Origin of the sequence: Taibaiella soli (genome assembly GCF_003236175.1) — a bacterium.
Classification (GTDB): Bacteria; Bacteroidota; Bacteroidia; order Chitinophagales; family Chitinophagaceae; genus QKTW01.
In genome coordinates this window covers 74,940-98,146 of sequence record NZ_QKTW01000009.1, presented here as the reverse complement: position 1 = coordinate 98,146, position 23,207 = coordinate 74,940, and the positions used below count along the sequence as shown (strand labels likewise).

Here is a 23,207-nt window from a genome sequence, read left to right as displayed (position 1 = left end):
TTTACTGTCAGTCATTTGTCAATAACCATGTTAATTAATCTGTTAAAATTAGTGATTCTATTGCGGAATACAGCCGTGCACCACTGTGACGACACAAATAATTGATTAGGTTTGCATTTGAACATTAATTTCAGTAGATGCGCAAAATTTACTCATTATTTCTTTTTATTACTCTTATATGGCTGGCAGGCTGTCAGGAAGGTAAAAATAAGTTCACCGTTGTAGGCGATATTCAGAATGCGCCGCCGAAACAACCGGTTGTTCTGGAAGAGCTTGGCGTTAGCGAGATTACCGTTATAGATTCCACAAAAACAGACGATAAGGGTTCATTTGAAATATCCGGAACTGCACCAGAACCAGGCTTATATCGCCTGCGTTTTGATCAGAACCATTTTGTGCTGCTGGCCATTGAAAATGGCACATTAAAAGTAACTGCCGACTGGAATGCTTTTGAAAACTATAGCATTGCCGGTTCCGCACCTTCTGAAAGCCTGAAAAACTTCCTGCATATTATTCGCGAACACATCCGCGATTTCAATACGATGGCTACTGTGATGGACAGCCTGAATGCGCACGGCAACGACAGTATGCTGGTAGCTGCACGTCAGGATATGCAGCACATGAATCAGCAGTTCACAGAGTACATTGAACATTACGCAGACACTACACGCTATTTGCCAAACGCTGTGTTCGCAGCAAGAATGTTAAATGCTGACGTAGAAAAATCTTACCTCCAGGCATTTGCCCAAGGTCTGGACCGTCGCTTCCCGAACGCTAAAATGTCTAAGGAATTTGTGACTAACCTGAACCATGTTCTGGCGCAACCGATGCAGCAATCTTCTGGCAATGGCCCCGCTTCAGGCGCGACTGCTCCGGAAATAAACCTCCCGACTGTGGATGGCAAGAAAGTTTCTCTGGCTTCATTTAAAGGCAAATATGTATTGGTTGATTTTTGGGCATCTTGGTGTGGTCCTTGCCGCGCTGAAAACCCAAATGTGGTAAGAGCCTATGCAGCCTATAAAGACAAAAACTTCGCGATACTCGGCGTATCTCTCGATAATGACAAAACTAAATGGCAGAAAGCTATTAAAGACGATAACCTTTCCTGGACGCAGGTGAGCGATCTGCAGGGATGGGAATCTATCGCCGCCCGCGATTATGGCGTAGAAGCAATTCCTTCTAATTTCCTGATTGATCCGAACGGTAAAATCATCGCTACAAATCTTCGCGGTGAAGCGCTGGAAGCTAAACTAGAAAGTGTGTTGAAGAAATAAACAATAGTGAATGGTCAATGGTGAATTTGAACACAAAAGGTAAAACATCAGACGTCAATGACCAATAAATTACATAAGAGAAAAGGAGCGCTAAAGCGCTCCTTTTCTCTTATGTCAAAAAATCAAAACTTCGAACCTCGTAACGATGATGACGTGTAAACTACAGTATGTATTTGACGTTTCGCCTTTCACGTTTGACTATTCACAACTGACTACACTATTTTACCGCATCGTTACATTTTCATCATCGTCAGTTGCTTTTGATGAATGATGCATTGGTGATTTATAATGAATATCCATGCCGATAGAAAGCAACATGAGATTTGTTTTTTCATAGCGGTAATATGGTTTTGCACCGCTGCCGTCTACATAATCGCGGTTAAGGAAATTACCCGGATAGTACTGGAATTTAAACGTGATTCCCGGGCGGATTGAAGCTCCGGCAAAGACATAACCCATGAAATTTTCGGTACGGCCACTAAACCATGAATTGAGCTTCGTTTTGCTGCCGCGGCTGGTAAATCCTTTTTCTTTGTATTCGAAAGGAATATCAAAACCGCCGCCAATAAATCCGAAATTGCGACGCGGAATATTACCAAATTTAATAGCTACCGGAATACCGATTGTATACGCACGACGTTTTACCGTACTGTCCGACACTTTTTCGATAAAGCCGATATTTTTCATACTCAAACCTGCCATTACGCCAAAATGATCCGTAAAATCATAGTTGGCATTAAAGCCGATATTGATCACATAGGAAAAGCGAAGCGTTGTCAGTTTTGACGATTCTCCCAGCAATTGCATGTTGGAAGTGGAAAAAATGGCAGCATCCAGCCCATTGCTGAAATAAAATTTATGGACGGGCGTTGGCTCCAGTTTCGGATGAAACATAGAATCAGCCTTGTGTTTCTGAGCATTGGCACCGGTTGCAATGGCGCCGGCAGCCATAACTAATGCAAGTACTTTACTTTTCATCTAATAAGAATTTTGGTTTGAGCGCTAAGATTCAGAAATAAAACCTGGCAGTTTTCTGATACCGAATTAATATTTAGTTCAGGATGATCCAGATAAATATTTCTTATGATTACTTCTATAAAGATATTAAACTCAATTTTTCTGCAAAAATTTCAGTTTTGAAAAGTTTGGCACACCTATTGAACTATATAATTTGCATGCTTTCAAAAAAAGCCTGAACTTGCCATAATGTCTGAAATAAAGTCGATGATCGATATGTTCTTCGGTCAGTCGGAACAGGAAATGGAGTTTATGCCCATCGTTCCACTGGGAGAAGAAGAAATGGATGAACAAGAAAAAGGGAAACTCCCCACAGATGTTCCCATCATAGCACTGCGCAATACCGTTTTATTTCCGAATGTAGTATTGCCGATAACTGTAGCCCGCGAAAAATCGGTAAAAGCAATTGCAGAAGCACAAAAACACGGCAAATGGATTGGCGTGGTAGCCCAGAAAGACGGCAACAACGATGATCCTACGCCAGAGGATATGTATACGGTGGGCACACTCGCCAAAATCGTAAAACAAATCAAAATGCCCGACGGCAACACTACGGTGTTTATCATGGGCCGCATTCGTTTCCGTATTGAATCTTTTACTCAATCTGAGCCTCATTATACTGCGAAAATCAAACTGGAAGATGATGTGTTTCCCAAAAACGACGCTTCGTTTGACGCACTGATTTCTTCTATTAAGGATTACTCTGAAAAAATACTGCAACAATCGCCTAACCTGCCGCATGAAACCGGCATCGTACTGCGCAATATTGAACAGCAGTCTTTCCTGATGCATTTTATCGCATCCAACATCAATGCAAAGCTTACAGACAAGCAATTGCTGCTGGAAGAAGATGATATCAGAGTGAGAGCAGAACGATTGTTGCAAATGCTACAATCGGAACTACAGCTTGTAGAACTGAAAAACGAGATCACCAACAAAACCCGCGCTGATATTGATAAGCAGCAACGCGAATATTTCCTGCAACAACAGCTGAAATCGATTCGTGAAGAATTGGGCGGTGAGCCGAACGAAAGAGAAATAAAAGATCTGCAGAAACGTGCAGAAAGCATTCAATGGCCAGAAGCTGCAAAAGAGCTTTTCCGTAAAAACGTTGAAAAGCTGGAACGCATGCATCCAAGCACTCCGGATTATTCGGTGATCTACAATCACCTGGATCTGATGCTGGACCTGCCATGGGATCAAACCACAGAAGATAGCTACGACCTGAAACGCGCTCAAAAAATCCTGGACAATGACCATTACGGCATGGACAAGATTAAGGAACGTATTCTGGAATACCTCGCGGTGCTGAAACTGAAAGGCGACATGAAGTCTCCGATCTTATGTTTTGTCGGACCTCCGGGTATCGGTAAAACATCACTCGGCCGCAGTATTGCCAACGCTATTCAGCGTAAATATGTACGTCTCAGCCTCGGTGGCCTGCATGATGAAAGCGAACTGCGTGGACACCGCAAAACCTATATAGGTGCGATGCCTGGCCGTATTATTCAGTCGCTGCGCAAGGTAAAATCTGCGAATCCGGTTTTCATTCTTGATGAAATCGACAAAATCGGCAAAGATTTCCGTGGCGATCCAAGTTCTGCATTACTTGAAGTATTGGATCCTGAACAAAACAGCACGTTTTACGATAACTATCTGGAGCTTGAATTTGACTTGTCAAAAGTCCTGTTCATTGCAACAGCAAATAGCCTGAGCGATATTCAACCAGCGCTTCGCGACCGTTTGGAAATTATTCAGCTTTCCGGATATTCTACCGAAGAAAAAGTAGAAATCGCGAAACGCCATCTAGTACCGAAACAGAAAGAAATGCACGGTTTAAACAAAACCACGCTGCGTTTCCCTGATAAGGCAATTCAGAAGATGATCCAGGAATACACACGTGAATCCGGCGTTCGCGAGCTGGACCGTCTCACTGCTGCAATTATGCGTAATGTAGCGCTACAGGTAGCGATGAACGGAAAAGCGAATGCAACCATAGACAACGCTGAAATTGAAAAAGTATTAGGCAAGCCGAAATACAACAACGATATCTATACAAAAGGACACCCACCGGGAGTTGTAGTCGGTCTGGCGTGGACTTATGTCGGCGGCGATATTTTGTTTATCGAAACCAGCCTTTCCAGAGGCAAGGGCGGATTGACGCTTACCGGTAACCTCGGCAATGTGATGAAAGAAAGTGCATCAACAGCACTCTCCTACCTCAAAGCACACAGCAAAGAACACGGTATTGCTCCGGAAAAATTTGATGAATACAATATTCACATTCACGTACCAGAAGGCGCTGTGCCAAAAGACGGTCCTAGTGCGGGTATTACAATGCTAACATCGCTTGCGTCTGCATTTACCGGCCGCAAAGTGAAGCCATATTTCGCGATGACCGGAGAAATCACGCTGCGCGGACAAGTATTGCCTGTAGGCGGTATCAAAGAAAAAGTACTGGCCGCAAAACGTGCCGGCATCAAGGATATCATCGTATGTGAGCAAAACCAGAAAGATGTAGATGAGATCAACAAAGCGTACATCAAAGGCGTTCGGTTCCACTACGTAAGCGAAATGTCGGAAGTATTGAATATTGCTTTAGCAAAACGATAAACAAACAATTATACCAAAAGACCACGCCGGAATGCGTGGTCTTTTCTTTTTAAACAACTCAATCAAAACATCAGATGATTAATAAAATTTACTTCCTTTCCACTTGTGATACCTGCAGAAAGATCATGAAAGAAATTGGTGCAACAGAGCACGGCTTTGAGTTGCAGGATATCAAAAAAGAACCAATTACAGAACAAGAGCTGGATGCCATGAAAGAAAAAGCGGGCAGCTATGAAGCGCTGTTTAGTCGCAAATCGCAACAGTATAAAGCGCTCGGGCTTGCCGAAAAAACACTGACCGAAGCTGATTACAAAAAATACATCCTGGAGCATTATACATTTTTGAAACGTCCTGTAGTAGCATACCAGGGAAAACTTTTTATCGGCAACGACAAAAGAGTGATAGAAGATTTGATAATAGAATTGATGCCTAATCATTAATTCGACAATTCGATAATGTCTTCTCGCGTCATCGCGAGGAACGAAGCGCCTGCACATAGTACGTAAATCATACTTAACGTGCCGTTTGCTTCGTTCCTAACAATGACGCGAGTTTTTATTTCGGCTTCACCGAAAAATTCCCACACGTGCGAAAAGCCCCAATAGAAGACAACGTCTAAATTTCCCCCCTCAAAAATCACACATCAGAAGACAAGACATCAGCAATTTTTCATTTTATTTTTGTTTTTTCAGTTTTGTAACGTAACATTACGTTATGAAACAGAAAAAACAGTTACAGACGCTTACTAAAGCCGAAGAAGAAGTAATGCAGATTATCTGGGAGCTGGACAAATGCCTGGTTCGTGATATCCTGGAAAAACTCGGCGATCCTGAAATGCCGCACAGTACTATTTCTTCCGTAGTGCGCATTCTGGAGAAAAAAGGTTTTGTAGACCATAAGGCATACGGCAAAACCTATGAGTACTTCCCCATCATCAACAAAGAAGATTATGCACAGCATGGTGTGCAGAGTCTGATGGAGAAATACTTCGGCGGTTCACCCAAACAACTCGTGAGTTTTCTGGTGAAGAAAGACAACCTCAATTTGAAGGAATTAAATGAATTGATGAAAAAGCTAGACGATTCATCTTCTAAAAAATAAATCATGTTCAAGGCCTCTATATACCCTATTCAAACATCAGATGTTTACAAACGTAGAATATGACATACAAGTATTGATGACATTAAGCGTGGAGCCAATCATTTATAAGCCTATTGTATTTCCAATTAAAATCATTTTCTCATGATTACATTCCTCATCAATTGCACGGCTATATGGTTGGTTAGCCTCGTGTGCTTTGACCTTTTCCTAAAGCGGGATACGCATCACAGCTGGAATAGATCCTATTTACTTGTAACGTTAATCTCCGGACTGGTAGCGCCTTTCATTAAATGGTCGCCCGCAACAACATCTGCTAATTCTCTTAGCAACGCATTGCAAATTCGCAGTCAGCATTCAAGACAAGCACTAGTTGACACGATAACGCCTGCAGCTAATATTACGATCCCCTGGACGCAGATTCTGTTTTGGACTTATTTGATTGGAGCGGGTATTTCGGTATTCTTCTTGCTGCGCGAAATTTTCATCATTTCAAAATATTACCGCCGTGGTGAAAAAACAAAAGAAGACAACTGGACGATTGTACGCACCAACCTGCAGCATGGGCCGTTTTCCATTTTTCATTTCATTTTTATCAGCTCGGAAAACAACTGGGATACCGGAGAATATGAAATCGTGTTGAACCATGAAAAGGCGCACTGTAAACAGTTTCACGCAGTTGACCTCTGCCTGTTGCAATTACTCCAGATCGTTCTTTGGTTCCACCCACTTGTTTATTTATATCGAAGCAGATTAATACTGGTACACGAATATCAGGCTGACGCTTCCGTTCCTGTAGCGCCCAAACAATACGGAAACTTTCTGCTGAATCAATTCATGTTGCAGCAAACACCCTCTTTCAGTCATTCATTCTATCATTCACCCATAAAAAAACGTGTACTTATGATTACCCAGTCTGCATCTTCAAAATTGTCCCGCGCCAAATATCTGCTGGTAGCGCCGCTCCTTATCGTCACCGTTGTTTGCTGCTCTAAATCGCAGTACAACAACGAACGCAAAAAAGAAGGAAATAAGATCACCTACAAAGGCAATGTGTTTGAGATGAGCAACAGTTCATTTGACACACTCCAGGTAACGGATGCTACGACCGGCAAAATCAGCAGCATGATTACGCAGCGACTCCCTTATCCAATAAAGGTAAATGGCAATCCAATAATGGAAGACAATGAAGTAAGTCAAAAGGCTGTATACAAAGGCGTTTCTGCCACTCCAGGTGAGGATCTTTTCAAATTCATAAAATCCGACATGGGAAAACTTCCCGACGGCGATTATGTAATCTCAGTTACCAATCCCGTTATTGACGAACAAGGCCGCCTGGTTTATTTTGAAGAAAGTGTAAACAAACAAGGTATTGCATACACGGTAGACGATATCGCTGGCAAACCAGGCATAACCGCCAATCCTAAGGACCTGGAAAAAACAGACCAGATAGAAAATTCTGCCGCGGACGCCATCAATAAACGAATTGATTTCTATCTTTCTGATGAATCATTAAAATTTACGCCGGCAACGCAACACGGAAAAGTTGTCGCAAGCACTACTTCTAATCTCTTTGGATTTATGGGCCTGAACGTGACTGTAAAAAATCATCAGGCAAGTCTTGTTACCGAATAAAGCTTAAAATTCCCTTTGTGCCGGTTGAAGTCGCTTTGACCGGCTTTTATTTTTCGATAAGCTTTGTCATTACTTCATCCAGACCGCGACACATGATCTCACTGGTATACTTCTGAATTACCTCAATGCGGGCAGCTTCCAACATCTCCGGCAGATGCGCGTTATGCTCAAGTGCAGCCAGCTTTTGGGTGAAATCATCCATGTTTTCATATTCATAGAGATAACCCAGTTTGCCGTCTTGCAGAATTTCTTTGGTACCGCAACGATTGGTGCCAACAACAGGTTTCCTTGATGCCATTGCTTCAATAGTCACCATTCCGAAAGTCTCTCCATGCGAAGGCATGCCGAACACATCGATAGCTGAGTAGAAAAGCTCAACGTCAGAAGTTGACTCTCTAAAGTGAACACGATCGGTAAGATTATTATCCGCCACCAGCTGATACAATGATTTGAGATAATGATCGCCTTCATTTGGCGTAATAGCCCCCATGATCAACAGATGGTAATTCTGCGAGGGATTATTTCGCAGATGATCAATCGCTTTAATCAGGAAGTCCTGTCCTTTTTTGGGATCTATCCGTCCCAAAACGCCAATCATTTTTGGTTCTTGCGGCAGCGAAAGTTTTTCGCGTGCGTCAGTTCTGGAGACTGGATTATTGAGAAAGCGACCAACTTCAATTCCTAAAGGCACAACGGCAATTTTGCGTAACGGCACTCTTGTTTGAAGTGCAGCTTCTTCCCGCAGATAATTGAGCGGACTTATCCAAAGATCGATTTTACCGTAGCGGAAAGTATGAATCAGGTCCTTCTTGCTCATGCCAATCTGCATTTGCTGCTGATAAACCTGCTTTACGCGATTATTGACCAGACGCTTGTAGAGCGATATTGCGGCAATGTCTTTATTGTGTGGTGTAAAAAGTACGGAAGCATCAAAAACTTTGAGCCACTTCCGGATTGCTTTCATTTTTCCGAAAGTGCCGTGAACATCGGTCGTAAATACCGAATCGCAATAGCTTCCTGCGTTTCGTTCCATTTCCGAGTCTTTAGCAACCATCAGACTTACATTCCAGCCATATTTACGGAGCCACTCAGCGAGCTTAAGCGTATTCAGCTCAAGACCGCCAAAACCTTTGGACACACATATAATCGCAATATTTTTCCTGCTCATCGATTCAGGGCCAAAATTAAGCGCAATTATTTAGTAAGCCATCCCTTTAAATAAATTTTATTTTTTATATTTTGGACAGCGTAGAAAGGTGAATTTTATTTGTCGGCTTTACTCACAAATGAGAACAAGCGCTGCAGTAAATTCCTGTCTTTTGTAATAATTCTTGCAGTACCCGACATCTCCGGCGAAAACGGAATTTTATTGTGATAACTGCTCACCAGGGAATCCGGCAATTGTATATAGGCGCGATAGGTAACTGTGCTTCCCTGCGCCGCACTACTTACACTTTGAGGAATCGCGCTTACTTCTTTCACAACGCCTTCCAGGTAGCCATATTCATTATAAGGGAAATGATCTAACAACAAATGCGCATTCTGTCCTTTCCTGATCTTTCCCAGACCCGCAGCGGGCAACTGCACATACGCGAGGTAGTGAAACTTATCTGGCACAATAGAAAATAATGCATCATTTGCTGTCACCAGTTCGTTTGTTTGCAAAGGCCGTTCAAAATAAACATGTCCGGAATATGGGGCGACGATCAGGTATTGCCTCCGCCAGCCCGCAATAAAATTCTGAAGATTTCGCAACTGCTCCTGTATGGCCAATACCAGTGTATTTTCCTTTTCCTCTTTATTATAGGTCATCTCGAACAATTGTTTGCTATTGTCTGAAATGCTGATCGTATTTTGAATCTTCGCTCTTCGCTGCTGTTCCAATGTCAATTGTTTCTGGCGCAGCTTCGCGGCTTCCTCGTAATATTCTTGCCTGCTGATTACTTTTTCGTTGAATAATTTCTCATTCGCCTTGAATCGTTCATCCGCCTGTTTCAGCTCTTCATTAATTAGTACAGTTTCTTCTGTCGTGACGTTCGAAAGCTTTTGGTATTGCCCAATTTGCACCCGAATATTGTCTACCCGCTTCGCGAAAATATGCTGTTGCTTCACGAGCAGGTAAGCTGAAATATTTTGCAACAACTGATTATAGGCCGTCTGACCTTCACCGAGCGATTGAAGATTATCCTTACTAATGCGCCCTAAACGTGGCAAATCATTCTGTTCTATAGCGGCGGTAATGCTGTCACTTTTTTGTTGTAGCATATAAATGTTTACAAAACCAGTGTTGTTTTCAATCTCGGCAATGACTGCATCTTTCGACACCAGGTCGTTGTCGCGAACAAACAGCCGCGTGATCCTTCCATTTGCTGCTGATTTGAGTTGAATCGGCAACGGATCTGTTGTGACCGTGGCCACCCCTTCCAACGTGTCCGGATACCTCACAAAGACAGCAATGAGCAACAGCAAACCCATCACGAAAATGATCGAAAGAGTACCCCACCGCATTAATCCGGATGGTACGCGTTCCAGCATATCTACAGCTTCCGGCGCATAGACAGGCGTTTGTATTTCCAGAATCGGACCGATATTTTGATTTGCCGCAATTTCTGATTGATCGTAAGGCATGTGCGATATTTTAATTGCCTAATTCCAGCTGATTTTTTACCAGATGATAATAATGTCCCTTATCCATTGTAAGCGAGCGATGCGTCCCTTCCTCCACAATGTGGCCCTTCTCCAGCACCACGATATGATCGGCATTTTTGACGGTACTCAACCGATGCGCAACAACCACAACAGTTTTGCCTTCATAAAAAGTTTCCAAATGCTTCATGATTGTTTTTTCGTTGTTCGCATCAAGTGCAGAGGTGGCTTCATCAAAAAAGATAATCTCGGGATTCTTGTATACGGCCCGTGCGATGAGCAATCGTTGTTTTTGTCCCGTACTCGTACCCAATCCTTCAGCGCCTATTTTCGTCATAAAACCCAGCGGAAGCGATGTGACAAAATCCTTGATATTTGCGATTTCAGCGGCTTCATTCAATCGTTGCCAGTCAGGCTGATCTTCGCCAACAGCAATGTTTCCTGCTATCGTATCACTGAAAATAAAACCTTCCTGCATCACCACGCCACATAGATTCCGCCATTCCTGCAAATCTGTATTGGAGAGCTTAGTACCACCTACTGATATTTCACCTTCAGTTGGTTCATAAAAGCGCATCAATAATTTAAGCAATGTTGTTTTACCACTGCCGCTGCTGCCCACAATAGCAGTCACTTTACCAGCAGGCACCTGCAAATTTAATTTTTGCAAAACCGGCACGGCAAAAGAATCATAGGCAAAACTAACCTCCTTTAGATTAAGGCTATGATTGCCGGGTACAGGCATTTTTTGCGATTGGATCGTTGTCTCTTCTTCTTTAACGTGTATTTCCGTAAGACGATCAAGGCTGATACGCGCATCCTGCCAGGATTTCACAACAGCAACCAATTGAAGAATCGGGCTGTTGAGCTGACCAATGATGTAACTCACCGACAACATCATACCGAGTGTAAGTTGGCCGTCTATTACAAGTTTGGCAGCAATAACAGTCGTGAAAATATTTTTAAGCTCGTTGATTATGCGTGACCCGATTGATTGCACCTGCTCCAGCGAAAGTGATTGCAAACTGATACGAAACAATTTCACCTGAATACGTTCCCAACCCCAGCGTTTTTGCTGTTCGGCATTGTGCAGTTTAATTTCCTGCATGCCGCTGATCAGTTCCATCACCTTGCTATTGGTTTCACTAGCCTGCTGAAATCGTTTATAGTCGAGTTTTTCCCGCCGCTTTAGAAAGAAGAGTATCCAACCTACGTATAACGCGCTGCCGATCATGAATACAGTAAACAGCGTTACATTGTAATAGACCAAAACCAAACCGTATAACACCAGTGTAAACAAAGAGAAAATGGCATTAAGCGATGTGCTGGTTAAAAAAGATTCGATGCGTTGATGATCTCCGATCCGCTGCATCAGATCCCCCGTGAGCTTTGTATCAAAATAACGAATAGGCAGGTTCATCAGCTTGATAAAGAAATCTGCCACCAACGAGATATTGATGCGACTACTCACGTGCAATAATATCCAGCTACGCATAGCTTCCAGCGCCACCTGACCTAATGTAAGCATCAACTGTGCAATCAGCACTAACCAGATAAAACTTATGTCCTTCTTATAAATGCCTGTATCAACAATATTCTGTGTCAGAAACGGAACAAATAATTGCAAAACACTTCCCGCAACAAGACTCAGCATAATCTGTCCAAGCAACTTCCGGTATGGCTTTATGTAATGAAACAGAAATGCCCGGGTATTGATTGTTTCTTTTTCTTCGCCGGGTGTTGCAATCGTTTCAAACTCCGGTGTGGGCTCCAGTAGCAGGGCAATACCTTCAGCCTTCTGTTCAGCAACAACTGCGCCAATCCAATGCTGCATGAATTGCGCACGTGTATAAGTAAGCAACCCGTTTCCCGGATCGGATACAAACACTTTATTTTTCATCACCTTGTAAACAACTACAAAATGGTTCTGATTCCAATGTGCGATCAACGGCAGCGGCGCATCATTCTGCAACTGCTCAAAGCTGATCTTTACTGCCATGGTACGAAAACCTACTTGCTCGGCCGCTTTCGAAAGACCCAGCATGCTCGCTCCATCGCGGCTTGTATTGCTTTGCTGGCGCAGATATTCTAATGGCAGTACTTTACCATAGTATCTGCCAATGATGCGGAGGCAAGTAGCGCCGCAATCCATTGTGTTGCGCTGTATGTCGTGGGGGAAACGTTTCAATGTTGGATACGTTTATTGTTTCTCAAAAATGACTGATCGGAAACTATTGATTGTAAATCATCATAATTCGGCATTTATGGTTTCAATTTTCTCCTTGTCATAAATAAAGCCGTGTCCGGTACTTCTTATGCCACACTCAGCAAGTAATACATAACCATCTTCATTTTTCCATTTAGCTATATACGGATTCTAATTGCACTCCGCCGGATGACACCATTCCCTGCTTTCAGCGTTTGACGTGATGCCGAAACTAAGATGTCCGCGTCGATACCAGTATCCTGCTATATCAGACAAGCGAATATTATGTTGATGTTCTGCAACATCTTTAAATGAAATTTGAAAATCATTTTTCGTGTTACTGATCGCAAAATTTTTAAACTGAACAATTGCATCATTTGTTCTGCACCAGTCTACCTTAAGCAAATCGAACCAGTCAATCACCATATTTGTTGACAAATCGTCATCTGTCGATTGAATCCAAATCATTGTGCCGTGGTTTTATGAAGTTCATATTGCTTAAAAAAATCCATTTTCTCAGAATGTCCGACCTTGGTAAGAGAACGCTCTAATGAACGATATAGAAACCTGTAAAAATCCGGTTCCATTTCCCAGTCTAAAACGGCTTGATACATTTTCGGGAAAAGGGATTTCCATATAACTAAAAAATAGTCTGAGCGTTTCTCTTCTTCTAGCCCAACAAGCTCAATGCAATGCTTTAATATCGGCTGTATTTCTCCCCAATTCATCCCTAGTCTACTCATTGTCGGAAATCCATTACTTGCAATGAATGAATTGACGCGCATTAAATGAAGAGAGTCTATAAAGATGATTCCCTTCATCTTCCCTTCACTTCCTGCAAATGCGGAATCCGGCAGGTAACGATAATCAATATTACTCGTTAAAATTCCCTCCAGAAATATGATCCATTGCCAATCTAAAGTATTCTTTGCTCTGACAATAAGTGGTGACTCCTCTTGCTGTAGCCGCTCATATACCGGGCCAAATATTTTGCTCTGAGCAATTATTTCCGGTGTATAATTGAGGGCATATACTCTCGTTGATAGCTTACCATAATTTTCGATTATTGTTTTTATGGGCAATGCCGAATTTAAAATCCATAAACGACTTGCCTGATAAAATCCGGCTGAATCTTCCGCCAACAACGATAAACCCCAAAACTCAAACAAACTTGTTGTCAATAGCTGGTGTTTCTGATTTAACTTCTTATCAAAAGAAACAGCTGCACCATAATTTTTTTCGTTAACACACCTGTTAATTTGAGATGCGCAACTGTCATAAAACATTATTCGAGCATTTTGAGCGGATGCCCTCATGGCAAAAAACAGCAAACACAGAATAACAGAAAATCGAATCACTTTCATTGTGTAGAGAAGTGGAATGGGGGGCTTGTTTCTCGCCACCCAATAAGTATTAAGCAATTATCGTTGACATGCTTTTGCTTTGAGGTGCCGCCGCAATGGAAGGAGCAGAATCTTTACCGTCACAAAGCGTGGCATCGTTGCTGTAATTTGTCGTAGTGTCGGCACTCAAAGTGCCTGACAGGTAATCATCTGGGTTGCCACTACTTCCGCCTGTTTGACAACCGCCTCCGAATACGTTATCAACGTTCGTTTTGTACGAATTCATTTTGTATAATTTTGATTTTACTGATTTTTTCATAATGCGTTTTTAGAAATGCTGCTTTAGAAAAGAATATAGGGCGGCTTGCTTTCGCCGCCCTAACAATTAGAAATACTAAGCAACTATTGTGTACATGGTACAATTTTTCACGAAGGGAAACGCCAGATAGGGATTGGTCCAAGTCCATTAAATTTCGACAAGTAGAACTATACCATCGTACATTTTTTTCATCCCTCAGAATTGAGCTTATTCAAAAAAATCCCGCTTAAAACAATGTATCAATTACTGTGCCAAATATTACGGATAGCTAACCAAATCGCAATCAGTATTCAACGCACCTCCTGCTACCCGTACCCCAAGTCTAGCTTGTTATCGCCGAACTACGTCAAACCATCTATGTCCCTCAGTGGAAAAGACTTTTTTCAAATATTTATTCTCTTCAAAGCGTAATGTGCCCCTTCAAGCATTTATGATTCCAAAACAAAAAAACAGACATAAAAAAGCTCGCCCCGACGGATAATGCGCTCACAAATTCATCTGATGTTTCCGTTTAACTTTATGCGGAGGCAGGTGGCGCCGCAATCCATTGTGTTGCGCTGTATGTCGTGAGGGAATCGTCTCAATGTGGGATTCATTTTCTCACCAATTCCTGCATGCCATAATACTCTATCGCCTTTTGCTTCAGCGGATGTGTACTCCATTCCTCCCATTCGCAGGTGTATGGGTTATAACCGCATTTCAACGGCTTGCTGTAATCATCCTCAGGGTTTTCGAGATAGGCTCTGCAATCGGTGCAGATATGCCGAAACTCGCAGTCTTTGCAAACTGTAATCTGATCTTTGGTAATATCCCAATACTTCTTGAATCCAGGCTTTTCTACGGCTTCTTTAAGTGTTGTATCTTGTATGTTTCCAAAGCTCTCGCTCATGGATGGACAGTTTTTGATATTGCCTTCTGCATCGATGGAGATTTTGCGATTGAGGCAGGTATTGTGGTGTTGGGATTCGGTGAAGGTCTCGACGTTCATGGAAAAATAGGAATGATGGATTATGCCACAGTGCAACTCATTTATACTCTCTCGCACCGAAACAATTGAACCAAAAGCATTGCTAGCTTGTGCGACGAAACGATTGTCAATAGCATCATGTATCACTACACTTCTAATCTTTCGATTTTGCTGAACGATATTTTCAAGCCTATCATAGAAGCCTGTCGTTGCGTTTTCCTTCAATACAAAATCAATTGCCTTAATCGTAGATAAATTGACTACAGCAATAAGGTTTATTAATTTCTCAAAATCTATTTCTACAAAAAAACGCATCTGAATATAGTGACAATTTAGGTCGCTCAATTGCTGAACGATCACTGATAACGCTAGCTCATTGTTACCATCAAAATCTAAAATGCAGTTGGAAATTACCGACGGGAAATCCCACCTCATAGATAGACCCGGATACAACTCAATTTCTGCGGCATCACAATAAAACGCTAGTTCTTTCTCCAGGAGAAAACTTCTATAGTACTCCAAAGCTTCTTGGCTTTCGTCATCAAATTCTGACGTATCAGTTCTCATTACCCCGCGCGTGTCAAATAAATCAATTAGCGAACTTGGCACTAAATGCCATTCATTTCGCTGAAGGTCACAAATGATCCCCCGCTGATTTCCCCTTACTGGAATACAATTTGCAAATAACTTTAAAGACTTTGTCATTTCAGTTTACTTATATCGATCACTTTGCTGATCGGCTTATAAAAAGGATAGGAGATTTCTCTTTGTGAATTATAGTGACCAAAGGTCACTTTGGCTTGTGGTTCAACAGGCTGCTTTTGGTCAACAATTGAGATATTCATATTATCGGCACATAGTTGAAAATAACCAGGATGTTGCCTCATAATCTCCTTTATTTTCTCTATATCCATAATTAAACCTCCTTATCAAATTTTAATAGAAATGAAGCAATTTCTCTGTCGATAAAATAATTGCAATGTTTTGTTAACCACTGGTATTGCCCAATAGGATTTACTTCCAAAAAAACATACTCCTTTTCTGGAGTATAAATGATATCAAAAGAGCCGGAATTCATACTCATGTCTTCCATGAGTGAATGTAGTTTTACCTCAATGTCATCAGGTAATTGAAATGGTATAAACCGGTTGGGGCGCTCAAAATCATAACGTCGATAATCGAGTGCTGTTTTTTCATTGGACTGTGAGAAAATTGCCATTGAAAAAAAGGAACCGCCTATGTAAAAACTGCGAATCTCAATCTGCTTCTCCACATATTCCTGCGCTACAGAAAAAGCTAGATGATCATCAACATATTTAGAGCTCTGCGCGACTAATTCATTATAAGTAAGCTTTGACGTACCTATACCAAAAACCATTTCTGCTTCCTCATTTACCATAAAACGGACAACCCCATTACTTATCGCTTTAGTAATAATCGCGTTCTTCTCTTTGGCAAAATCCATGAGATCTGAATAACTGTTAGTAACAATCGTATTCGGGATTTTCAAACCTTGTCGAAATGCTTTCGACAAGACTTCAATCTTGTTAATTCTGTTATCGGAAAATCTGTTTAGCCCATTTAAACGATGAAAAAGATCGTGATAATAGGTATCAAAAACCTGTTGTGACTCTTTATAATAATATTGATTGATCGCACTCGCTATAGTCGAGTATTCAAACAAACTAGCGGGCACACTGTTTTGTGAAAACATATAGCCACCACGACGATACCAATTAGATTCAATTTCTCTAAATAGATTATCTTCTCCCCTACTCGTTCGGATATATGAATTACCAAGGCTGTCACCTATGAAGTGCGTCATTTTTTCTATGCATATTGCGTCGTTTAATCTCAGAATTTCTCTGTCGCCTAGATAAAACAACCAATCCATTACGTCATCCGTACTGTTTTCATCTGAATCGCTGTGTATAAAAATCATAGCGCTATAAATGATTAAAGAAGCCAAAAAATAATTGCACACCGGCTTCTAATTCATATTTGCGCTTAGCAATATCCACTTCAATTGGAACAATGTGCCATTTCTTCCGGTATTGATTTACATCATAGAATACTTCTTCTGGGGCGTCAACAACGTCCAGGCCTGATGTGTAATTGCGTTTTGCGTTTGTATCAATAGAACAACCTAAATATTTCTTTATCGCAGTATGCTTTCTGCGAACTGCAGCAGGCCCGTCATTTATCATAAAATCCAGCAGGAAAGCAACGTCACGAGGATGAATGTTCCCAGTAGCGATATTTTTCGGAAACACGCTTTGATATTTCCAATATGAACATGAAGCGTGAATCAATAGCACGTATAATATTTTACAAGTATATTCATCCTCATCCAACGAAAACATCTTTCTGTCAATGTTCAGACTGTCAGCATATTTGTAATAATAGTGATCGTATTGCCACAGGGGGTCTTTCCCTTTACAGCCAAGTTCTTCCATCAAATGGTCGTTTTCTATTCCAGTTAATTTCTCCCCGGGGAATCCAACTTTCTTAACTATTGAATCGAGCCTCAAATTGTTTTTCTGAACCACTTTTGCATGTTTCATATACCTATCCTCAAATTTTTCACCCTGTTTCATGTGTACATTTTTATTCAGCTCGTCTTCCATAAACATATCAACCAATTTCTCCCGTAACGACACTTCGATGCTGGCGAGATACTTTTTTCTTCGAAGAGGATATTCTTTAGCGAGATAGTCGTGCAGAGACTTGTCGGTAAGCAGTGAGTTGAAAACGTTGACAGGAACGAACCTGCTGCCGCCTGTGTATGCGAGCTTTGTCATATCCTCGAGGCGCCACCCTCTTTCAAATCCTCTTGTTGTGAAAAACAAAAAATCCTCTTTCTTTTTATTTGCAGCCGCTAATTCTGCAGCTATGATACAGTCTTTGACAAAAACGAAATCAAAGTTGCTAAACGCTTTCTTATAATAGTATGCGGCGGAATCGTAATTGCTTTCTAAAAAATAAAACGACTCCGCATTGTTGATCCAATCGTGATAAATTAGATAATTCGTTTCTTTCTTTTTTTGTGCAAATACTACAAAAACACCAGTAAAGGCTAAGATGCAGCAAACAATTTTTTTGGTAACCATCTCAAACAAAGTAAGGCTGTCTCAATTAAGCGAGACAGCCTCAATTTTTAATGCAATTAAACAGAAGTAATAACGTTCAACGACCCCATTTCAATCGAACACGAAATATAACGCGAATCAATCCCCTTTCCAGTGTTTGCGTCGATAGTCCCGGTATCATTCGTTTTATCATTAATTTGATCGCATTTACCGCTTGATGGTTCTGTAGTGTTCGAAATCATCCCACCCAATACACTAAACGTGCTCTGCAATTCATTTCCTTTAAAGGATTCAAATTTTGACCCTTGCATTTTTTCCAATTTCATAAAATATTTTTTTTAGTTCATCCCTACGTATCGTTTTCGGGTTAACGGCATTGTTTACGGTATGCTGCGCAGCATCATTTTTTCTTTGGGTTTAACACTGAAGTATCCCGCATCCAGGCCTGGAAAAAACTTGCACAAACTGTTCAAATTTTCTAGTACGAATCTATACACTCTCAAAATTCCGGGTGTACCGATTATTGTTCCAGATGTACATTTTTTCTTACCGGGAACCTATGCCCCGTGCGATTTAGGCAAAACTGGCTACCAGACTTAAAACTGACATACTTCGTTCTCACAATCCATTTTACAAATTCTATTCATCATCGTTTTTATATTCTCGTTGGCCTAAATGTGGCTAAAAATTGCTCCGTGTGTAAAGCAATTCAATCCAAATAATTTGTGTAAAAGCGGACATAAAAAAGCCGGCTAGTCAATGACTAGCCGGCCTTCAAAAATTCATCTGATGTTTCCTTTAGTTCTTCACTGGCAGGAAACCATAGTTTTTACCATACTCCATCATCTGCTGATAGAAGCTTTCCGGATATTCTACTTTCACATCTGTAATTTCATTACCGTTCATTACCGGAACCAGTTTTGGCTGAATGAAACCACGATAAGGCTTAATATTCAGTTTTGCATAACGTTCCAGAATTTCTTTGTGCAATGTATGATCTACTTTCACACCGTAAGTTTCAACGAGTGCTTTACCGGCTTTGAAATCGCCTTCAGATTTGATGCGTTGCATTTCGCGCAGCAACTGACCAAACAGATCACGCAGTTTGTTGTAGTCGTTTACACGAACATATGTTTTGCCATCTTTTTTCACGAATTCAACTACATTATCTTTCTTGCCGTGCTCATAGGCCCACATTGCATTCGTCTGACGATTGCGCATGTGTGCTTCTTCCAGATCATCTCCTGGCTTCAGACGTGTCAGCTGTGTCATCAGACCATTCATCATATAGCTGTCGTATTCAGCTTTCGCTACATCCATATTTGGCATTACACCAAGATCAATCAATTTCTGATCCATGATAAAGTACAGACCAACGAGATCTGCACGTGCTTCTTCCAATGTCGATGCATAGTTTTTCAGCGTTTTATCTGTTGTTTCCACACCCGGATTAATTTGTCCGGAAGCGTGACCGATACACTCATGCATGTCGGTATGCAGGTCAGATGCGAGTGAGCCATATTGCTGCATACGTTTCAGCACCGTATCGTTCACCGCAAATTCTTCCAGCAGACCGCTTTTGGCGCTTGCGATATTGTAAGAGTGAATGATATTGCTCAGGGAAACTGATTTAGAACCGTGTTCTTTGCGGATCCAGTCTGCATTTGGCAGGTTTACCCCGATTGGCGTGCTCGGTGCATCATCGCCGCTTTCCACCACTACTGTAATGGCTTTTGCAGTGATACCTTTTACTGATTTCTTCTTGTGCTGATCCATGATCGGCGAATGATCTTCGAACCATTGTGCCTGATCTGCGATTGCTTTGATGCGTTTAGTACCTTCCAGATCTTTGATAGAAACCATGCTCTGGAAACTACCTTTTTTACCGATGGCATCGAGATAAACTTCAATGAAGCCATTCACCACATCTACACGAGAAGCTGTATCGCTTACCCATGCAATGCTGTAATCGTCAAATGTTTTAAGATCGCCTGTCTGGTAAAATTTCACCAGCAGTTCCAGTGATTTTTTCTGTTGGTCATTTTCAGCCACCGTTACGGCTTTTTGCAACCAGCCAATCATTCTATCAATCGCAGTACCATACATGCCACCGCTTTTCCAAACATGCTCAACAATCTGGCCGTTTTCTTTTACTACTTTACTATTCAATCCCCAAGATGGTGCATCACCTTTGGTATCAAATTTCGCATAGAAATCTTCTACTTCTTTTTGAGTTACGCCTTCGTAGAAATTGTTAGACGAATTGACAACGTTGTCGATATTCGGACGTTGATCTACCAGTTTTGGTTCAAATTTCAGATCATAAACAACGGGCTTAATGCGTGTCAAAAATGCATCTACACTTTCGCCCTGTTCTTTTGGCAAACTCGCGGTATCACTGGCTTTCACGATCTCGGCAAAATATTCATACGGACATTCCGGAATGAATTTTTCATTGCCATAATGATGGTGATTGCCATTGCTAAACCATACACGGCCGGCATACACTGCAAACTGTTTCCATTTATCGCTGTTTTTATCGCCGTTGTAAGTACCGTAAATGGTTTCAAGCGTTTTGCGCAGCATGACACCGTATTTACTACGTTGATCGTAAATGATATCACGACCGCTTAGTGCCGCTTCATATAAATAGTAAGCCAGTTTTTTCTGCTGCAGGCTCAGTTCACTAAAGCCCGGCACTTCATAACGTAAGGTCTGGAGGTCAGCAAAACCTTCACCTTCTACTTTGAAGTTGCCTTCCTGGCCTTCTGATTTTTGCACAACGGTGTCTGCACCGGATGGTTTGTTGCTACCGCTATTGTTGCAAGCGGTATTCAATAATGACGCACTCATAAGTACCATAGCGGGTAAAGCCCATTTTTTCATTAACAGAAGTTTTTAATCGATTCTAAAAGTAAATAATCCAATTGACAGTTGACAATGGACAATTGCCAGTTACCCACACTATCGCCAATTTCCATTATTAATAAAAGCATTGGGTTCCAACACTATCACTCCGGTTAAACATCGTTGCGACGCATTACGTTCATCGACGGTGCTCCAATTAAGCTTTCCGCCGTGGCGGCGCCGCGAGATGTTTAGACTCCGAGCAGCACACTCACGACGGAAATCCTCCTGCTTTTGGAGGAGTTAGAGGAGGCCCTTATTTTTGCGGCGGAATGAAAATCTTCGCTTCTCTTTTTTGCGGTGCGTTATTGCTCGCCTCTTGCCAGTCCAATTCGTCGAAACAATCGACGGACGCAACTTATACTGTTCCTGCTGCAGGCACTGTGGTGGTGGCAGACAGCATGCCTGTAACCGACGGCCTCAATCAGTTTAATTTTTCGGTGAAAGTGATTACCAATGCCAATTCAGCAGGTTATGGCGAATACGAAGTAAAAGCGTCGGTTGGTGCTAATGAAGCCAGTGGTCAGTTTCAGATGCCGAAAGGCGGCAAAAATCTAAAGCCAATTTTGCGAAAAGATGAAGACGCGAAGTCTTACACAATCGGTTTTCACCACGGAAATGACACCGCTTTCTACGAATATTACCAGGTGGGTTATTCACCTAGCGGCATTTCTATGCAATACTTGAAAGGCTACTCTTTTGAGTAGCCTGGCTAATTGGTTAAAGAGTTAAATCAGGTGTGGTTGTAGAAATACTTAGAAGGTCCGATGGTTAAATAAGTCGCCACTAATTAACTATTTGACCCCAATTAACCATTTAACCGGCCCGCATTGTCAATTTATTAACTTTCGCCCACGAAGGTATCCACAAATAGAAATTCCGTTACATTTACCGTCCTTAAAAAGTAATTTTTATGAACAGTATTCCGGTTGTGGATCTTTCGGATTTTACCAGCGGAGACGCTGTACGTAAGCAGAATTTTGTGCAGGCGCTGGGTAAGGCTTACGAAGATGTCGGTTTTGTAGCCGTAAAAAATCACGGCATTTCCGATCATCTTATCGCCGATCTGTACGAATATGTACAGCAATTTTTCTCGTTGCCAACCGAAGTAAAAGAAACTTACGAAATTCCAGAACTGGCCGGCCAGCGTGGCTTTACGTCTTTCGGACGCGAACATGCAAAAGGTTATGAAGCTCCGGATCTGAAAGAATTTTTCCAATACGGACAAGAAGTAACGGACAACGATCCGATCAAATCAGCATATCCTGATAATGTTTCGGTAAATGAAGTAGAACCGTTCACACCAACGTTGCGCAAAGCCTACCGCGCTTTCGAGAAATCCGGAACAGCACTGCTGCAGGCAATTGCACTGTACCTCGGCCTTAGCGAACATTATTTCGACCAATACGTACACAACGGAAATTCTATTCTGCGAGCCATCCATTATCCGCCGATTACGCAAGAACCAAAATCTGCGATCCGTGCAGAACAACATGAAGACATTAATCTGATTACACTCCTGGTAGGTGCTTCTGCAGATGGTTTGCAAATACTGAGCAAGCAAGATGAATGGGTGCCAGTCACCTCACTTCCGGAACAGATCGTAGTAAATGTTGGCGACATGTTGCAACGCCTTACCAACAACCGTTTGAAGTCAACCACACACCGTGTAGTGAATCCGCCGCGCGAAAAATGGGCTAGTCCGCGTTTTTCTATTCCTTTCTTCCTGCATCCTAAAAGCGAGATGAGTCTGGCATGCCTGGAAAGCTGTATTAATGCGGAACATCCTAAAGTATATGAAGATTATACCGCTGGTGAATACCTTGATGAAAGACTGCGTGAAATTGGGTTGAAGAAATAAAATTTACAACTTACGTCTCCGCGAGGAACGAAGCGGCCTGCACAATAAAATGCACCAAACATACCGTGCAGATTGCTTCGTACCTCGCAATGACAAATGCGAGTAGACTTAAAGTCGCCCGACTTTTAAATAACGATACTGGGTTGTGCCTGTTAAAGGTTCAACCCTTTTTTATGTGTACTTGTTTCAAACGGTTTAAATGAGGTTACTTATATTTACCCTCTCTGGCTCG

20 protein-coding genes are annotated in these 23,207 nt (G+C 41.8%); 7 read left to right on the top strand and 13 right to left on the bottom strand.

Translation table 11 applies throughout. From position 1 onward, the window contains the following. Window positions 1–137 precede the first annotated feature (137 nt). On the top strand, window positions 138–1,274 hold the full coding sequence (locus DN068_RS05735) for a TlpA disulfide reductase family protein (protein WP_110997939.1): 1,137 nt from the start codon (window positions 138–140) through the stop codon (window positions 1,272–1,274). A 222-nt stretch (window positions 1,275–1,496) separates the two neighbouring features. On the opposite strand, the gene DN068_RS05730 is transcribed toward DN068_RS05735, so the two are convergent. Next, complete coding sequence (locus DN068_RS05730; protein WP_110997938.1) at window positions 1,497–2,252, bottom strand: outer membrane beta-barrel protein; 756 nt, start codon at window positions 2,250–2,252, stop codon at window positions 1,497–1,499. A gap of 228 nt (window positions 2,253–2,480) precedes the next feature. Between DN068_RS05730 and lon the strand changes: the two genes are divergently transcribed. The 4 genes from lon to DN068_RS05705 all read left to right on the top strand — a co-directional run bounded on the left by lon (window position 2,481) and on the right by DN068_RS05705 (window position 7,637). Beyond that, window positions 2,481–4,904: an endopeptidase La gene (gene lon, locus DN068_RS05725; protein ID WP_243630117.1), complete on the top strand. Its 2,424-nt coding sequence runs from the start codon at window positions 2,481–2,483 to the stop codon at window positions 4,902–4,904. A 74-nt stretch (window positions 4,905–4,978) separates the two neighbouring features. Then, entirely contained in the window at window positions 4,979–5,344 is a 366-nt protein-coding gene (locus DN068_RS05720; RefSeq protein WP_243630115.1) for an arsenate reductase family protein, read from the top strand. A gap of 274 nt (window positions 5,345–5,618) precedes the next feature. Beyond that, the gene (locus DN068_RS05710) at window positions 5,619–6,005 is read left to right on the top strand and encodes a BlaI/MecI/CopY family transcriptional regulator (protein ID WP_110997936.1); all 387 of its coding nucleotides are present in this window, start codon (window positions 5,619–5,621) and stop codon (window positions 6,003–6,005) included. A 141-nt stretch (window positions 6,006–6,146) separates the two neighbouring features. Further along, window positions 6,147–7,637 (top strand): M56 family metallopeptidase, encoded by a 1,491-nt coding sequence (locus DN068_RS05705; RefSeq protein WP_110997935.1) that lies wholly within the window; start codon window positions 6,147–6,149, stop codon window positions 7,635–7,637. Window positions 7,638–7,683: 46 nt separating this feature from the next. On the opposite strand, the gene DN068_RS05700 is transcribed toward DN068_RS05705, so the two are convergent. The 12 genes from DN068_RS05700 to DN068_RS05640 all read right to left on the bottom strand — a co-directional run bounded on the left by DN068_RS05700 (window position 7,684) and on the right by DN068_RS05640 (window position 21,093). Then, window positions 7,684–8,805: a glycosyltransferase family 4 protein gene (locus tag DN068_RS05700; protein WP_110997934.1), complete on the bottom strand. Its 1,122-nt coding sequence runs from the start codon at window positions 8,803–8,805 to the stop codon at window positions 7,684–7,686. A gap of 95 nt (window positions 8,806–8,900) precedes the next feature. Then, window positions 8,901–10,265 (bottom strand): HlyD family secretion protein, encoded by a 1,365-nt coding sequence (locus tag DN068_RS05695; RefSeq protein ID WP_110997933.1) that lies wholly within the window; start codon window positions 10,263–10,265, stop codon window positions 8,901–8,903. 10 nt (window positions 10,266–10,275) lie between these two features. Beyond that, window positions 10,276–12,471 carry a peptidase domain-containing ABC transporter gene (locus DN068_RS05690; protein WP_110997932.1) on the bottom strand — a complete coding sequence of 732 codons (2,196 nt, stop codon included), beginning with the start codon at window positions 12,469–12,471 and terminating at the stop codon, window positions 10,276–10,278. Between the two features lie 189 nt (window positions 12,472–12,660). Further along, a complete protein-coding gene (locus tag DN068_RS05685; protein WP_110997931.1) occupies window positions 12,661–12,957 on the bottom strand; it encodes a hypothetical protein in 297 nt (98 codons plus the stop codon). Next, window positions 12,954–13,853 carry a hypothetical protein gene (locus DN068_RS05680; protein ID WP_123985243.1) on the bottom strand — a complete coding sequence of 300 codons (900 nt, stop codon included), beginning with the start codon at window positions 13,851–13,853 and terminating at the stop codon, window positions 12,954–12,956. The genes DN068_RS05685 and DN068_RS05680 overlap by 4 nt, the downstream gene beginning before the upstream one ends. Before the next feature lie 49 nt (window positions 13,854–13,902). Then, window positions 13,903–14,118, bottom strand: a complete 216-nt coding sequence (locus DN068_RS05675) for a hypothetical protein (RefSeq protein ID WP_123985242.1) — start codon at window positions 14,116–14,118, stop codon at window positions 13,903–13,905. Window positions 14,119–14,743: 625 nt separating this feature from the next. Further along, entirely contained in the window at window positions 14,744–15,823 is a 1,080-nt protein-coding gene (gene gwsS / locus DN068_RS05670) for a grasp-with-spasm system SPASM domain peptide maturase (protein ID WP_110997928.1), read from the bottom strand. Beyond that, window positions 15,820–16,032 (bottom strand): hypothetical protein, encoded by a 213-nt coding sequence (locus DN068_RS05665; RefSeq protein WP_110997927.1) that lies wholly within the window; start codon window positions 16,030–16,032, stop codon window positions 15,820–15,822. The genes gwsS and DN068_RS05665 overlap by 4 nt, the downstream gene beginning before the upstream one ends. A gap of 2 nt (window positions 16,033–16,034) precedes the next feature. Further along, on the bottom strand, window positions 16,035–17,060 hold the full coding sequence (gene gwsG / locus DN068_RS05660; protein ID WP_110997926.1) for a grasp-with-spasm system ATP-grasp peptide maturase: 1,026 nt from the start codon (window positions 17,058–17,060) through the stop codon (window positions 16,035–16,037). A 4-nt stretch (window positions 17,061–17,064) separates the two neighbouring features. After that, window positions 17,065–18,228: a hypothetical protein gene (locus DN068_RS05655; protein WP_110997925.1), complete on the bottom strand. Its 1,164-nt coding sequence runs from the start codon at window positions 18,226–18,228 to the stop codon at window positions 17,065–17,067. 56 nt (window positions 18,229–18,284) lie between these two features. After that, window positions 18,285–18,533: a hypothetical protein gene (locus DN068_RS05650; RefSeq protein WP_110997924.1), complete on the bottom strand. Its 249-nt coding sequence runs from the start codon at window positions 18,531–18,533 to the stop codon at window positions 18,285–18,287. A 472-nt stretch (window positions 18,534–19,005) separates the two neighbouring features. Then, window positions 19,006–21,093, bottom strand: a complete 2,088-nt coding sequence (locus DN068_RS05640) for a dipeptidyl-peptidase 3 family protein (RefSeq protein ID WP_110997922.1) — start codon at window positions 21,091–21,093, stop codon at window positions 19,006–19,008. A 293-nt stretch (window positions 21,094–21,386) separates the two neighbouring features. Between DN068_RS05640 and DN068_RS05635 the strand changes: the two genes are divergently transcribed. Together DN068_RS05635 and DN068_RS05630 are read left to right on the top strand one after the other, a co-directional pair. Next, window positions 21,387–21,821 (top strand): hypothetical protein, encoded by a 435-nt coding sequence (locus DN068_RS05635; protein WP_110997921.1) that lies wholly within the window; start codon window positions 21,387–21,389, stop codon window positions 21,819–21,821. Between the two features lie 206 nt (window positions 21,822–22,027). Then, window positions 22,028–22,975: an isopenicillin N synthase family dioxygenase gene (locus DN068_RS05630; RefSeq protein ID WP_110997920.1), complete on the top strand. Its 948-nt coding sequence runs from the start codon at window positions 22,028–22,030 to the stop codon at window positions 22,973–22,975. Window positions 22,976–23,207: the final 232 nt, after the last annotated feature.